Source organism: Shewanella sp. QJM3NY_23, from assembly GCF_056173105.1.
The window spans coordinates 1-13,870 of the sequence record NZ_JBWBUB010000002.1; the positions used below are offsets into that span (position 1 = coordinate 1).

Below are 13,870 nucleotides of genomic sequence, written 5' to 3' on the forward strand. Positions count from 1 at the left end.
ATGGATTCAGTAGAAAAGCCTTCAATAATTGAGCATGAACCGCTCAATAGTCAGCTACTTCAAATCAATAGCGCGACCAGCGTACAGCCTAATGTTCTATTAAGAACAGGCGTGTTTACGCCTGTTGGACGCCGCACCAATGCAGCTGAATTTAAATCCATGGATCTCAGCCAAGACTTGGTTCACCTCGAGCTCTGCCAAAAAGAAGGTTACGACACGGTAAAAGTAAAAGGGCAACGCTTAAATGTCGAAACGGATTTTAAGATCTGGTGCGGTATTGTTTTAGTCTTTAGTCAGTATGGCTATTCTTCTAACACGGTTAAGCTGTCATTTGCTGAGTTTGCCAAACACTGTGGTTATCCAAGTCGACGCTTTGATAAGAACTTACGCAGACAGATTGGCGAGTCATTAGAGCGCATACAGAGCCAAAGCCTGACCTTTAGACGTAAAGATGCCGATAAAGCGGTACATACCGGTATGCTATTGCGCGCGATGTACGATGGTGAAGCGGATGTTGTTGAACTCATGGCCGACGAAACGTTGTGGGATCTATATACCCTGGATTATCAGGTACTCGTCAGTTTAAGAGTGTTAAGTAAGTTACCACGGGCAGAAGTCGCCCAGTGTTTGTACCTGTTTTTTACCTCATTACCGAATAACCCTCACCCGGTATCTTTTGAACGTTTACGGGAGCGCTTGCGACTTGAGAGTTGTAAGAAAGAAGCTAACCGTAAGATCAAAACCGGCATTAAGAAGTTAGAATCTATTGGTTACATTAAAGGCAGTTTCGCTGTCAGAAATGGCGAGCAATACTACCTAATTGACCAACGCTACAAAAAGCTTGAAGCGAGTCTTGCTGTCTAGACTTGATAAAGTTACAAAATCAAACTAGCTAGCGTCTTTTATCGCTTCAATTAGCTTCTTATCATTAATTTTTTCACGCATATGAATCAGACCGCGCACTAACTTTGCTGTGGTGATCTTTTTGCCTGTCATCGATTGCAACTCTTCCAGCCAGATACTCAATTCCGCTTTGTCGTTCTCGGTTAATCTAATTGGTACCGGTGACGTTGTGGTGGTGACATTGCGGCGAGTTGAAACCGTGGTGATTTTCTTATCTTCCGTTTTTTCTGGTTGAGACTTATCTTTATTACGTCTGCTTAACGCAGTAACACCTGTCAGTTTAGACATATTTTGTATTACCTTTGTTATACATTTAGAAGTGCGTAGACTTCTTTTGATAGTTGGCGGTAGTCACTAATGGTTGAGCTCTTGGGCTGATAATTCAGTAAGGTTTCACCACTTACACTTGCTTGGCCAATGGCTTCCGAACGTCGAATCGTTGACTTTAATACTTTGTCTCCAAGGCCGTTTAACTGTTCATCTAAGAAGTTATTAATCAACTTATTTGCTTTAGCGTATTCATTACGGAATACGGCATAATTCACATCATCGGTTTCTTTTACTTCTTCTAGCGCATCGAGTAGATCGGCTAAACCATTTAGCGAGAATGAACCACCGTCAACAGGAATTAAAAACAGATCTGCGGCCATCATTGCGTTCACTGAAGTTAGGCTTAAATTGGGTGGGCAATCCAACACGACTACATCAAAGTCACTGGCGATGCTTTCAAGCTGTTTAAGTAAGATGCGTTCACGATGTACTTTAGTCAGGCTTTGCTCGATAACGCGGCTTAGTCTGATATCAGTCGGACAAATACAAAGATTAGCAATTGGCTCACCATTACTGACTGCTGGGATAATGGCATTAACGATAGGATGCTTTTTAGCAGATTCGAATACGTCAGTGATTGAGGTGTCGAATTCATATTGGCCACCGGTCATCACCACGGTTAAGTTTGCCTGGGGATCTAAATCAATCACCAAGACACGTTTACCTTCACTGGCTAATTGCGCCGACAAGTTGATCACGGTAGTAGTCTTACCGACTCCGCCTTTTTGGTTAATCACCGCTAATGTTTTCACAAGCTAACCCTCATTATTTTTGTAGAACAAATGTAATACAAAAAGAATTTTAACGCTATAGCGAATGGAGCTTGTTTTAAAAAAACAAGCTCCATTACTTTTGACCTCGCACGAAAGTGATCAAGTCATGTAAGGCTGTAATAGCTCATATATCTCTAGTATTGACTTGGCTAGCTCTAAACACGTAATCACGAACTCAAGTATCGACTTTATGATATTCATTCAATCCTTAGTTGTTTCTTCTCTATAGGGTGTCTTCAATACTTATGTCCTTACAGGGCGAAATTACTTTGATCCTTATGAAAATACTGCACGAAAAAAATGAGCCTTTTATTGGCACACCCAGCACCCATGCTCTAAATTTAAAATAGGTGTTTTTTGTCCCCCCTTATGCTTCGCAATTTTTTTTGATTTTTGTACGACAAAACACAAACGTTAACCGCACAGGCAAGGATGCTGATTATGCGCTTTTTAAAACTGAAAACTGCTGCGCCGCGATCTAATGGGGCCACTTACAAACACGCACTCATCGTTGATGCGCCACGCCGCTTCGCCCCGTCTAATCTCCGTAAAGAAACCAGCCTTTCGCGCCAAAAAAATCATTTAATTGAAGGTGCACATGACTCAGGAAAAACACGTTGGATCACTCGGCTACATGAAAACTGGGCTGAGATCTGGGGGGCAAAAATTCAAGAAGAACCACTATACCTAAGCGGTTTAGAGCCAATAAGTGAATGGCTTGATGCGCCTCAAGTCGAAGCTTGGTGGGCTGAAGTCGAGCAAAATACAGCGATAGAAGAAGATAGAAGACCACGAAAATGGGTGGCCATCAGCCAAAAATGCAAAGCTGAAGCTTTAAGCAACTATTTGCACAACAACAAGACACTGTTCTTTTTAGATGACGCTCACCGGCTAACAGGACGTAAACTGCAGATAGCGAGGCAATGTGTACTCGCCTCAAAGTTCTGGTTAATCAGCACTAGCTCCGAAAATCGTTTACCGGCAACGCTAAGGCCAATTGTCGAACGCGGCCAGCCACAACGTACCCGATTAGAATCAGATGCCAGTTACGATGCAACCAAGGTTTTAATGTGGCTGTTAATTGTCGGCTTTGCTGCCGCCGGTGTTTGGGAAGCAGCATTAGTCCTAGGTGGTTTTCAAATGTTAGGAACAGGCCGGAGGGCGGCACGTGCAGATTAAAAGTTATGCACATATTCTGTGGATAACTGTGTATTTTTTGAGCGCGCAATCGAACGCGACAGATTACCCCTGGACAGAGCCAAAAGAGCTCGGTCCAGAAGTTAAACCATTTGAACTACCACGGCTACAAGGCAATACCCAATATCAAGATCCTATACCGTCATTGCTACCAGCCCCAGAAATCGATCCAGATAGGATCTATCAAAACGTACTTAACTGCTACCCGGAAAAGTCCAAGTTTAAAGTTGATGTTGATTTAGTCGCTGGTTATCGCCAAGTCAGCGATCAGTATGATTCCGGCTCATGGCCTGATTTAAGCGAGCATTACATTGGTGTTGTCGGAAAAATCCCGTTGATGTCTAGCACTGAGGACAGCCGTTCTCGAGACAGAGAATACAAACGCCGCACCGAAACTGCTAAGTTTGTCGCCGGTTTTGCTCAAGCGCTGGCTAACCGTAATCACGCTTACCGAGAAATAGGCTTATACATGGCATTAGAAGCGCGGGCGATAACCCGGGTACAACGCGGTATTGCACCAACATCGGAGCAAGTAACAATGATGGAAAAGGTCGCGGCCGCGCAAAGAGATATCACCAAATACAGCGCTGAGGCCGTAGAAAACCGCTTAGCATTAATGGCAATGTGTGACGATCAAAAGGGACCAGGACTTAATCAGTATCTAAAGCAAATAGCCGCACTACCTAATCAACACAAAACGAGAAGAGGTGATAAATGAATACAAAGATAAGAATAGGCAGAGTGCTAGCTGCCTCCTTTATTTTGGCATTCGTGATTAGTACCGGTATTGCTGTTTATAGCTATGAAAGTAGTTTTGATTGTATCGATGACATAAGCGAACTCACGGATATAGCTAGAGAGCGTGCCAAATATAACAATAATGCCCCGTTGAATGTTGATAGCCTGCTTTACCATCCGGATAAGCAGCAATGGTGCTTTAGGTATGAAGTGGATTAACCACACACTCATTGCTGGTAGTATTTGCGCGGTGATATCGCCTATTCATGTGGCACCAGTTGTTATCGGAGCCACGGCGCCGGATTGGATGGAATGGCTAGTAAAGCTTACTGGCCGCCATATAAAACACCGTGGTGTGACCCATATTTTGACCCACTGGTTAGCCGCTGCCCTGGCAACCACATTCCTATTCGACTTCCACGGCATAGCGGCCGCTTTTGCCTGGGGTGGTTTCTCGCACATTCTCACCGATGCCATGACAGTATCCGGCGTGCCGTTCTCGCCTTACAGCGACCGGCGATTTCATTTATTCGGTGGCAGATTTAGAACCGGTGACCCGGTGGAGTACGGCATTAGTTTTGTCGTGGTAGTGATATGTATTATGTTGATGAAGCTGATTGGCGATACCGGCTTTATGCCGTTCTTCTACGATTGGGCAGGCTACTACGGCAATGGCGTTATTGATGCTTACGAGTGGAAGCAGAATAGGTTTAGAATATTGTGATATTACAATAGCCAAATATGCAGATATGTTAAATGGATGACGTACCGGTTTTAATCTCTTTCTCACGCAATACCCAGGTTAACGCAATTGCGCCCTGATCACTGGCAAGAGGATGTTTTCTTTCTAATGCTTCAGTCATGGTTTCTAACGTATCTAACTGTTTTGCACGTCTGAGCTTTAAAAGAAAATCTAAGGTAGTTGAATCTATTTGTTGAGTGGACATTAATAGCCTAATTAAGAGATAAAGAGGGTACTAGCTGCGAAGACTACGTAGCTACGCTTTTTACCCTTTCAAAATAATAACCCGTACTACAAACTAGTTAAATATATTACTTTTGTAATACATTTACACCTTAAGGAAGCCTTATGGCCTGCAGTCAGATTTGCGAATTGCTTAACGACAACATCTGTATGAATATTTGTGCCTTAAGCTTAGATCCCAAAAACTATGAGTTTACTCTAACCTGCGCTCATTGGTACCTAAAACACCCTGACCTAAAGCACCCACTGGCTAAGTTGCATGAAACTGAACATTTAAAGATCTTGGAGATAAAAACATACCTACTAAATCTTGATAGAGTTACAAAATCAAGGTAGGAGCCTCTTCTGAAACCCACAACCACAACCATACAACAGTTTTTAAATTTTTAAGTCTATGTTTTAGTACAAAAATGGTTATTATAAAGGTGAATAAACAACTTAAACCATTACAAGGGGATACATATGTTCATTAAACCAGGACCGAAAAGAGAAAATAATGATGGAACGCCGGATAAAAGACAACGTACTAACACACCAAATAAACATAAGCCTTTAAAACCACATGATCACAAACCAGGTGATTAACTTAGACCTAAATTTTCGTTCCCCATTTTATGGGAAAATAAAACCCAAGTTTTCTTGGTTTTTTTATTTTGCCACTTTACTATTGCTTTGTTGAATAAATAACCCTATACGTGGCAAGTGCAGTAGAGCTAAAAGTATAACAATTGTTATACAAAAAGCATTCACACTTCTTATTTTATAGTATAATAACCTCTACACTCTACTTAAAAGAATTATTGAAATGAAGCTATATCAGGAAATGTTTGGTCATAATTTCAACCTAGGCTTTAATGTTGATGATTACCCATTTTTAACCGATAAAAGTTACCGCAATGACATCTGCCCTAGCTTTTACTTTAATGTTGCCGGCACTTATTACATTTTGTGGGTAGATTATCCAGATGCGAGTGACAGGGAAGACGAAAGCTATAGTCGCTATACGATAGTAGAAGCATTAAATATCGGTGATAATGAAAGCCCAGAGATAGAGACTAACCAAGATAGTAGCTTTCAAGTTGAGTTTGAAAGAGCAGATGAAATCAAGGAATACCTAAGAAAATCCGTGAATAGCAGGATCTAAGAAAAAGGTAAAAACAATTTAAATTCAATTAGATAACCCGCTATAAAAACAATGGTTTAAAATTAAATAATATTTGACTGGACCAGAGCTGCTATAGACGATAAAATACGGCAAGATAAAAGACAGACAGATAGATAGTAATGAAATATATTAGCTTTTTCAGCGGCGCTTTAGGCCTTGATCTCGGTCTTGAATCCGCTGGATTTGAGCCCCTTCTTGCATGCGAGGTAAACAAGCACTGCATTAATACCATCAAGAATAACAAGCCTGAATTACCTGTTATCGGTGATATACGTGATTATAATGCCGAAGAAATACTAAATATTGCAGGAATTAAACCCGGTGAAAAAGTGGATCTTGTGGTTGGAGGACCTCCTTGCCAAGCATTTTCAACAGCAGGTGCACGCAAATCATTTGAGGATGAAAGAGGTAACGTATTCTTAAAATATTTAGAAATTGCGACAGAAATAAGTCCAAAATACATTGTAATTGAAAATGTTAGAGGCTTACTTTCTGCCCCATTAAAGCATAGACCACATAATAAAAGAGGCGAAGAGTACCCGGATTTAAGCAGTGATGAAGAAGCCGGTGGCGCACTTGCTTACATCATAAAGTTTTTAGAAAACGCAGGGTATGGTGTTTCATTTAATTTGTATAACGCAGCAAACTTTGGCACACCTCAAATAAGAGAGCGAGTAATACTTATTGCTGCAGCTAACGGTAGAAAACTGCCCTACCTAACACCTACTCACGCCGAAAATGGCGAGTTCAATTTACCTAAGTGGACAAATACTCGCAGCGTCATAAATGATTTAAGCGACGAGAAAAACAAAGAACGATTTGAATTCCCAGAGAAACGACTAAAATATCTGAAATACTTAAAACCAGGTGAATATTGGAAACATTTACCTGCAGATCTTATAGAAGAAGCAATGGGAAAATCTTATCATTCAGGAGGTGGTAAAACCGGTTTTTATCGTCGTGTACCTTGGGATAAACCAGCTCCAACTTTAGTTACGAGCCCAATAATGCCAGCAACAAGCTTGGCTCATCCAGAAGATTTACGCCCTCTTAGCGTTGCGGAGTATGCGAGGATTCAACAATTCCCTGATGATTGGATTTTTGCAGGAAAAACAGTCGATAAATATCGACAAATAGGTAATGCAATACCCATTGGGCTTGGAAATGCTATCGGTAAGCTGCTGCACCAAGATAACAATGCTCAAGAAATCAAACCTCACGATGGGTTTAAATATTCAAGATATCTAGGTACTAATGACACAAGCTGGAGAGAAAAGCACAAAAAGCTTTTCGCTTAAACCATTGTGTAAATGAAGTAACACTTAATTAAGTGTTACTTCATAACTGCTATCGATTAGCTCTTATGTAAGCTCTAATGTATTCATTAAACCCAGCTTCAGAAAGCCCATAATGACGCATACTTAGAGGTAAATTATCCCAATTCACAAAGTTTAAAGCTCTACTTCTTGCTGTAGACTTTGAAAAAGAACGATGCCATTTTTCAATGGGTGTACCATTCCTAATAGCGCTGCTCGATGAGTTCTCCGTGTTGTCTCTGTTTTTAACCTGCAGTGCTGACCATAAGTTAGTCTCATTATTGTAATGAATAAAATCAATCGCCCTAACGAAGTCCCCACAACACCACACCCAATTATTGCCAGACATTTTGCTATTAATATATCGCTCTAATAAGCCGCCTACGCAGTTTTCAGCTAACATAGAATGCTGGTGCTCTACTTTAATTCGAGCGCTTTCTTGAGGTGTGTATCTATAAGTTTCTTCTAAAACAATACTTACAGCCTCATCTGGAATCGTTGATGGACCTGCTGGCACATTACTATTTCTATAACCATTAAAATGTTTTTGTGCTAGCTTGTGCAATGTACTAGGTTCACATACCGATGGAATAAAGCCTGCGGCTTTTTCTGCTTTAGTTGCTGATAGTGATAACCTATCCGGGTTCGCATGCAGAAAACTACAAATAACAACAAAACTATCAACCAAAAATCTCTCATCGTTTGGTCGAGCATACTCTGTAGCTATACCTCTAATTACATCCTCATTAAAATTCACAAAATATCCTTAAAATTACGAACCGAATGCATAAACAGTAATAGTACTGTTCTCCTTGTCATCAGCATAAAAAAACCAACATTAATACACACTTATGAGATGAGCCGTATTTGTACCATATATTATGAATGAGATATACGAACAAATAAGTTGCTTTTATAAGCAGTTTTGAATTAGCGAAAACGTATATAAGCAACATAACCGCTACACGCCCTTGCTGTGCCCCTAATAAAAGCTTTTGAAAGGGGGCGCAGCATTGGAGGGCGGGGGATGCGGTGGCCGCTAGGCATGCTTTACGCCAGCGGTGTAACCACGCTGTACTTTTGTTGATTTCTGCTTTTGGTTTTACCCTTTGCTTTGATAACGCGCTTTTGATCTTACATTTGGGTGGGAAACAAACTGCGTAAATAGGGAGTGATAAGGCAAGCTGGGTGGGTAATAGAGGGCAGCCGCCACGCACACAATGAGCAACACTAGGCATTGGGTGTGGCAAAACTGAGCCCGTTTTGTGAAGTGACTGGCACAGTACGCTAAGGGCCTTACTATGCTTTACCCCTTAGCGTTCTGGGAAGGAACGGAACAAACCAGTGGAACAATTGAAACTGCGTGGCTTTTACGCTTTATTTTGCAGCTTTATTTGTGGAGCGCCGGAGGGCGAAAAAGGGATAGAAAGATAGTTGTGTGCGTGGCGGCTGGCCTTGCTTTGGGTGGGGCTTGCCTTAGCGCCCCTATTTACCACCTTTTAAAAGGGCGGGAAAGAGGCTCTGGCTCTGGCTCTGGCTCTGGCTCTGGCTCTGGCTCTGGCAAAAGCATATGTGGTACGTCAAATTTGACGTACCACTATTCATTTCAGATATAAAACCACCTTTTGACCGAGAATAACGACCGTTTAAGCCGTTCAATATGAACGGTGTTAATTAGGTTTATTCCGCACAAATGCGCACGAATAAACGATCAAAACACCTTTACCCCGAACAAAGGCGAAAAATAGGCTTTATTTTCTGCCTTTAATAATCTTGAAAAAGTTACAAAATCAAAAATAAAACCACCGAACTTACAGAATACGCAGAGGTAGCAGCCCCATATGGCTTCGGGCGTGGCGGAGGCATGAAGATATGCCCATGGGTGGGATAACGTAAGCCCCCAGGCCCGCAGGTAAAGGCTTTCGGGTGTGGCGGAAATGAGGCCGATTTGTGCAGCGAGTGCCAGTACGCTAAGGGCCTCTTAGTGCTTTAACCCCTTAGCGTTCTGAAACGAGTGGAACAAACCAGCGGAACAATTGAAGCTGCGTGGCTTTTACGCTGTATTTTGCAGCTTTATTTGTGGAGTGCCGAGGCCGAATTTAGGGTTACCTGCGGGCCTGGGGGCTTTGCCTGTCCGGGTGGGTATGGGCATATCTTCATGTCTGGGATATGGGGCTGCGGAAAGTAAAATTAAACTCAATTTGGCCTCTAAATCAGGTGAGCAGACTATAACAACACGAATAAGGGAAACTATAACAAGCCCTCCCAAGCATTTAAACAGGTATCGATAAGTATCAAAAGGCACCAAAAGATACTCGCCAACACCTTAATCACCAAAAAAAGCATTAAATAATACTTGCAAGTATCAAAAAAAACAACTTAAAGTACTTACCAACGAGTACAGAATAGTACTTTCATATTAATCAATGAATAACGGAAGGTTGATAATGCTACCACCACCTAATGCTGAAAACTTTTCAGAAGAATTAAAATCTACAAGAAAATCAATAGGTTTAACACTTAAAGATGTAGCTGTAAAAGCTGGAATTTCTGATGTTATGCCTGGGCGATATGAAAACAATAAAGCCAAGCCAAGTCATGATACATGGTTAAAACTAAATGAGGTTTTTGGTCTTGTAGACAACGAAAACAGTAAGGGTTTAAGTGATACTACTGCAGTAGAAATAACAGATGCTGTATATTCACGCTTAGAGGATAACGCTATAGGCTTCCAATCGCCTTCAGATACAATTGAAATGATGATAAATGGTTATGAAGTCAAAAATACTATCGATATGATCATATCATCAATAGATTCTTCTGAAGAGGTTGTTGAAGAATGTGGAAGTCGAGAGATAAACATTCTTTTACATTATAAACAAGAAGTTATAGATGAAGCAATGCAACTTGTTCTTAGAGTATTTCCTAGCTATGACATCAATTACACTCATTCAATAAACTGCCTCAATTTAAATATAAAAAAGATTTAGTTTTCTGAAATCCACTTTACAGAGTCAACCCTAAGTTAGCGGTAAGAGACTTTTAGCTAATTAGGGTTACCTGCTGGCCTGGGGGCTTTGCCTGTCCGGGTGCTGGACAGGATGTCCGAATGTCCTGAACACATGGATGTGAAAGAGCGACCTTATGTGCAGACACTTCCGTGACAAGGTGAGTAAAGCTAAGCTTTGTACTACGAACGGGAAGTATGGATGCTGAACCTTTCATCGCTTAACTACAGGGCCTGCCTAGCGTCATTAGTAAACTTCTCTGCTGCATCATAGACCACCTTAAACCCCTCATTCTTGAAGATAAGGCCATTAATTTCTAAACTGTGCATGGTTAATAACTTGTCGACTACGAAGGCACGGCCTTTTACTGTTATAGGCATATAGGCCCAATAGGTATCTTCGTTCATCTTAAAGCAAAGTCTAAGGGATTTAACAGCAGTTCCTTCGACATACATAAGAACATTGTTCTCTATTTCTTCAACTACGTTACACCTTTCTGTCTCTGCGAATGAAATAACTCTGAAAGTTGACATGGGACCGTCTTTAAAATTACTGGTCATGTAGTCAATAGAACCATAGTCAATAACAGTAGCTTCACCTCCATCTATGAGCATATCTAATCCATCCTGAGTCACCCCTAAAGCTCCACCAATGACACCGTTAGCCGTTACATTAGGCTTGGTCCATTTAAACGGGTTTTCCTTAGCGAAGGAATTAGGGATAAATAGGCACAAACTCAAGAGAACGATTGAAGTTGTAATCTTTACTGATGACATGACGCTACCTTTTGTTTCAAAAGTGTTGTTATACTCCCTTTCCAATAGTTGTGCATGGACAAGAGCTTACAGTGTGACCACAGTCTTAGGTGAAATTTATCCATAAGACTCGGGGCCGTTCACCTTTTGTGTGAGACAAACCGTCCAACTCATTTATGTCCAAAAAGTAGCTATTACAGGCAATAAAAAAACTCGCAGGAAATGGCGAGTTTTTTGTCATTTAAGGATTGTCTTGAAAAGGAGTTTCAAGAACTGAAAGTCTAGAAGACCAGCAGAATTAATCAAGCGCGAATCAATCTAAACACTCAATTCCAACTGTTCTCTATCTCTCAGATTATGACGCTTGATGTAGTCGTTGACTGTCGTGGGCGGCTCTTCGATAAGCTTGGCTATGGATCTCACACTGAGCTTCTTATCTAAATAGCCCTCAATCGCTTTTCTGTGCTTATCTAGCTTGGTGTGTTCCGCAGTACCTTTCGGGCGTCCTAGCGTCATTCCGGCAGCTTTACGAGCGGCTAATGCCTCTTTGGTACGTAAAGAGATAAATTCGCGCTCAATTTCTGCGGCTAAACCTAAAACAGTAGCGGTGATCCGACTCTGCATCGAACCATCGAGCGCCATTTTTTGCTTGGCGATATACACGTAAATGTCACGCTCGGTGCAGAACTCTAAAATCTCCAATACCTGTAACGTGCTTCTGGCCATACGCGATACTTCAGCAAATACGATCACATCTTTAGCTTGTAAGGTGGCCAATAATTCACCGAGTTTTCTCGCACGCCATTTTTTTTTGCCGCTAACAGTATCTTCAATAAATTCTAAACCGGTGATCCCATTTTGGTTGGCATACTCAAGAATGCCATGCTTTTGATTAGCGACATCTTGTGCGTCAGTGGAAACTCTTAGATAGGCGTAATTTGCCATAGTATTACCTCGGAACAGTGTTCGGGCTTGTCTGAATTATTTCGTACAGTTAATTTTAGCGCAAAATTGACTTTTATCGAACAATAAAGCAGCAAAACTAGGTGTTTTTAGTGAACATTTTAAGGCGTCTGCCAGGGAAATTTTTGGATCGGGGGATCTCTGTACGATCATGAATACCGCAACAGTATATTGATTACTTGATATAGTTACAAAATCAAGCGATAATCGAGATTAAAACTACTTTCTTGGCGTAGTCTTAAAGCTGATATCTTGTTTCTTATCTTGTAGCGAACGTAAAAACACCGGTTCGGACTCTGCCGCTGGGTAATCAGTATTGATCATCGCTGTTTCATCCAGATGTTCGATTAAGGCTTTAATGGTATCGCGGTACTTTTCTGGTACGCGCATAACGACTGTTTTCTCGTATTTGGTTTTACGACCAGCTCCAGGGCGATAACCACCGTGATTATTACTCGTTTCGTATTTTGCTTTTTCTTCTGACATAAAGACCTACACCACTTGAAATCGTAACACAATCAAATGTACATGATTGTGTTACATAATCAACTTTATTAGTCATTTTTTAGCTCGGCATTATTATTAAAACACAAAATTTAATGATAGATACAAGCATATGAAATCGATCATTATCCATAATGGCCAAAGTAAGTAGTATTGCTAATGCACATTCTAAGTTGTTCATATTTATCCTTTTATTAAAATATGTAATTATTTTACATATACTCATAGCGCCTATGGAAATAGTTTTTTAATGTTTTTTGCTTACCTGGTACCACAATACAAAAAAGTTATAAATGATGAGGTATGCCTTTCGATTTCACTTATCTTTCCTGCTAGACCGTCGCGAAGCGACTGCTCTTAGATCACTAGCAATTTAAAATGGTGTTTAAAGGCCGTAGGCAAAACGAACCCAGCGGTTTGTTCTTGTTTTTAACTAGCCCCTAGCGCAGCTAGGAAGTGGCTAGGCATTAACGCTTTAGATTTTGGGGTGTGCCGGTGCGCGAAGCGCGGGTAGGGCCGGCAGGGGCAACGCCCCTGAGAGGGGTTGGCACTTGATTTTGATTTTTTCGCTGAAGATGACTTTTCCACAGTTTTTATGGAAATAGATCCAATAATAGATCCTATATAGATCCAATATAGATCCAAAGAGATCCCAAAATCGCGCTAGACCTTGGTGTATATGGGCTATAGCCGAAGTAGGTGTACGCTAATTGGGTAAACGGTGTATTCTAATTGGGTTTTTGGTGTACGCTAACTGGGTATGAAGTGTATTCTAATTGGGTTTTTGGTGTACGTTAATTGGGTTAGTAGTGATAGTTACCTACACTTGCCAAAAACACAACCATAATAAATAAATACAATGACTTATGTATTTATGTGTTCGATGGACAGTAACCGCTTACCCAAGCGTTATTCACAGTGTAGTGATAGTCGTAAACCGTGTTGCAAATACCATCAAGTTTAGTTTAAACAATAATCATAGGTGTACTCTAATTGGGTTAGGTAAAAATTTTAGGTGTATGCTAATTGGGTTAGGGAATAACTGGCCAATATGTCGCCATTAGTACAACAGTTGCATAAATTTGACGCAAATAGCGCCGATAAGTTGAGAATTAAAGCAAATAAACTATCTTAAGAAATGCGTCAAGGATGATAGATCGCAACTCAGACAATTAGGTGTATTCTAATTGGGTAACATGGTGTACTCTAACTGGGTTCGGTATAAGGATAATC

At 40.9% G+C, this 13,870-nt stretch carries 15 protein-coding genes; 8 read left to right on the forward strand and 7 right to left on the reverse strand.

All coding sequences use genetic code 11. From position 1 onward, the window contains the following. Entirely contained in the window at positions 1–864 is an 864-nt protein-coding gene (locus AC0VXX_RS18065) for a RepB family plasmid replication initiator protein (protein ID WP_475517079.1), read from the forward strand. Positions 865–888: 24 nt separating this feature from the next. On the opposite strand, the gene AC0VXX_RS18070 is transcribed toward AC0VXX_RS18065, so the two are convergent. After that, positions 889–1,191 (reverse strand): hypothetical protein, encoded by a 303-nt coding sequence (locus AC0VXX_RS18070; RefSeq protein ID WP_475517080.1) that lies wholly within the window; start codon positions 1,189–1,191, stop codon positions 889–891. Between the two features lie 17 nt (positions 1,192–1,208). After that, entirely contained in the window at positions 1,209–1,985 is a 777-nt protein-coding gene (locus tag AC0VXX_RS18075; protein ID WP_269374684.1) for a ParA family protein, read from the reverse strand. Positions 1,986–2,447: 462 nt separating this feature from the next. Between AC0VXX_RS18075 and AC0VXX_RS18080 the strand changes: the two genes are divergently transcribed. From AC0VXX_RS18080 to AC0VXX_RS18095, 4 genes are read left to right on the forward strand one after another with little or no spacing between them, the layout of a single operon-like run. After that, positions 2,448–3,185, forward strand: a complete 738-nt coding sequence (locus AC0VXX_RS18080; protein WP_475517081.1) for a hypothetical protein — start codon at positions 2,448–2,450, stop codon at positions 3,183–3,185. After that, complete coding sequence (locus AC0VXX_RS18085; protein ID WP_475517082.1) at positions 3,175–3,921, forward strand: hypothetical protein; 747 nt, start codon at positions 3,175–3,177, stop codon at positions 3,919–3,921. Before AC0VXX_RS18080 ends, AC0VXX_RS18085 begins: the two co-directional genes overlap by 11 nt. After that, positions 3,918–4,160, forward strand: a complete 243-nt coding sequence (locus AC0VXX_RS18090; RefSeq protein ID WP_475517083.1) for a hypothetical protein — start codon at positions 3,918–3,920, stop codon at positions 4,158–4,160. The genes AC0VXX_RS18085 and AC0VXX_RS18090 overlap by 4 nt, the downstream gene beginning before the upstream one ends. Then, positions 4,147–4,665, forward strand: coding sequence for a metal-dependent hydrolase (locus tag AC0VXX_RS18095; RefSeq protein ID WP_475517084.1), 519 nt, complete (start codon positions 4,147–4,149; stop codon positions 4,663–4,665). The genes AC0VXX_RS18090 and AC0VXX_RS18095 overlap by 14 nt, the downstream gene beginning before the upstream one ends. Positions 4,666–4,693: 28 nt before the next feature. On the opposite strand, the gene AC0VXX_RS18100 is transcribed toward AC0VXX_RS18095, so the two are convergent. Continuing rightward, positions 4,694–4,888, reverse strand: a complete 195-nt coding sequence (locus tag AC0VXX_RS18100; RefSeq protein ID WP_475517085.1) for a hypothetical protein — start codon at positions 4,886–4,888, stop codon at positions 4,694–4,696. Between the two features lie 843 nt (positions 4,889–5,731). Between AC0VXX_RS18100 and AC0VXX_RS18105 the strand changes: the two genes are divergently transcribed. Further along, on the forward strand, positions 5,732–6,070 hold the full coding sequence (locus AC0VXX_RS18105; protein WP_475517086.1) for a hypothetical protein: 339 nt from the start codon (positions 5,732–5,734) through the stop codon (positions 6,068–6,070). 140 nt (positions 6,071–6,210) lie between these two features. Then, positions 6,211–7,389, forward strand: a complete 1,179-nt coding sequence (locus AC0VXX_RS18110) for a DNA cytosine methyltransferase (protein ID WP_475517087.1) — start codon at positions 6,211–6,213, stop codon at positions 7,387–7,389. A 49-nt stretch (positions 7,390–7,438) separates the two neighbouring features. Here the strand turns inward: AC0VXX_RS18110 and AC0VXX_RS18115 are convergent, their stop codons facing one another. Next, positions 7,439–8,164: a SinI family restriction endonuclease gene (locus tag AC0VXX_RS18115; RefSeq protein ID WP_475517074.1), complete on the reverse strand. Its 726-nt coding sequence runs from the start codon at positions 8,162–8,164 to the stop codon at positions 7,439–7,441. 1,690 nt (positions 8,165–9,854) lie between these two features. On the opposite strand from AC0VXX_RS18115, the gene AC0VXX_RS18120 reads away from it, so the two are divergent. Beyond that, positions 9,855–10,397, forward strand: coding sequence for a helix-turn-helix domain-containing protein (locus tag AC0VXX_RS18120; protein ID WP_475517075.1), 543 nt, complete (start codon positions 9,855–9,857; stop codon positions 10,395–10,397). A 242-nt stretch (positions 10,398–10,639) separates the two neighbouring features. Here the strand turns inward: AC0VXX_RS18120 and AC0VXX_RS18125 are convergent, their stop codons facing one another. The 3 genes from AC0VXX_RS18125 to AC0VXX_RS18135 all read right to left on the reverse strand — a co-directional run bounded on the left by AC0VXX_RS18125 (position 10,640) and on the right by AC0VXX_RS18135 (position 12,619). After that, positions 10,640–11,191, reverse strand: coding sequence for a hypothetical protein (locus AC0VXX_RS18125; RefSeq protein ID WP_475517076.1), 552 nt, complete (start codon positions 11,189–11,191; stop codon positions 10,640–10,642). A 297-nt stretch (positions 11,192–11,488) separates the two neighbouring features. After that, positions 11,489–12,115 carry a recombinase family protein gene (locus AC0VXX_RS18130; protein ID WP_475517077.1) on the reverse strand — a complete coding sequence of 209 codons (627 nt, stop codon included), beginning with the start codon at positions 12,113–12,115 and terminating at the stop codon, positions 11,489–11,491. 237 nt (positions 12,116–12,352) lie between these two features. Then, positions 12,353–12,619 (reverse strand): hypothetical protein, encoded by a 267-nt coding sequence (locus tag AC0VXX_RS18135; RefSeq protein WP_475517078.1) that lies wholly within the window; start codon positions 12,617–12,619, stop codon positions 12,353–12,355. Between the last annotated feature and the right edge of the window lie 1,251 nt (positions 12,620–13,870).

Excerpts from the sequence above, each read along its gene's own strand:
- AC0VXX_RS18065 (WP_475517079.1), top strand. The coding sequence starts at position 1 with ATGGATTCAGTAGAAAAGCCTTCAATAATTGAGCATGAACCGCTCAAT.
- AC0VXX_RS18070 (WP_475517080.1), bottom strand. The coding sequence starts at position 1,191 with ATGTCTAAACTGACAGGTGTTACTGCGTTAAGCAGACGTAATAAAGAT.
- AC0VXX_RS18080 (WP_475517081.1), top strand. The coding sequence starts at position 2,448 with ATGCGCTTTTTAAAACTGAAAACTGCTGCGCCGCGATCTAATGGGGCC.
- AC0VXX_RS18090 (WP_475517083.1), top strand. The coding sequence starts at position 3,918 with ATGAATACAAAGATAAGAATAGGCAGAGTGCTAGCTGCCTCCTTTATT.
- AC0VXX_RS18095 (WP_475517084.1), top strand. The coding sequence starts at position 4,147 with ATGAAGTGGATTAACCACACACTCATTGCTGGTAGTATTTGCGCGGTG.
- AC0VXX_RS18100 (WP_475517085.1), bottom strand. The coding sequence starts at position 4,888 with ATGTCCACTCAACAAATAGATTCAACTACCTTAGATTTTCTTTTAAAG.
- AC0VXX_RS18105 (WP_475517086.1), top strand. The coding sequence starts at position 5,732 with ATGAAGCTATATCAGGAAATGTTTGGTCATAATTTCAACCTAGGCTTT.
- AC0VXX_RS18110 (WP_475517087.1), top strand. The coding sequence starts at position 6,211 with ATGAAATATATTAGCTTTTTCAGCGGCGCTTTAGGCCTTGATCTCGGT.
- AC0VXX_RS18120 (WP_475517075.1), top strand. The coding sequence starts at position 9,855 with ATGCTACCACCACCTAATGCTGAAAACTTTTCAGAAGAATTAAAATCT.
- AC0VXX_RS18125 (WP_475517076.1), bottom strand. The coding sequence starts at position 11,191 with ATGTCATCAGTAAAGATTACAACTTCAATCGTTCTCTTGAGTTTGTGC.
- AC0VXX_RS18130 (WP_475517077.1), bottom strand. The coding sequence starts at position 12,115 with ATGGCAAATTACGCCTATCTAAGAGTTTCCACTGACGCACAAGATGTC.
- AC0VXX_RS18135 (WP_475517078.1), bottom strand. The coding sequence starts at position 12,619 with ATGTCAGAAGAAAAAGCAAAATACGAAACGAGTAATAATCACGGTGGT.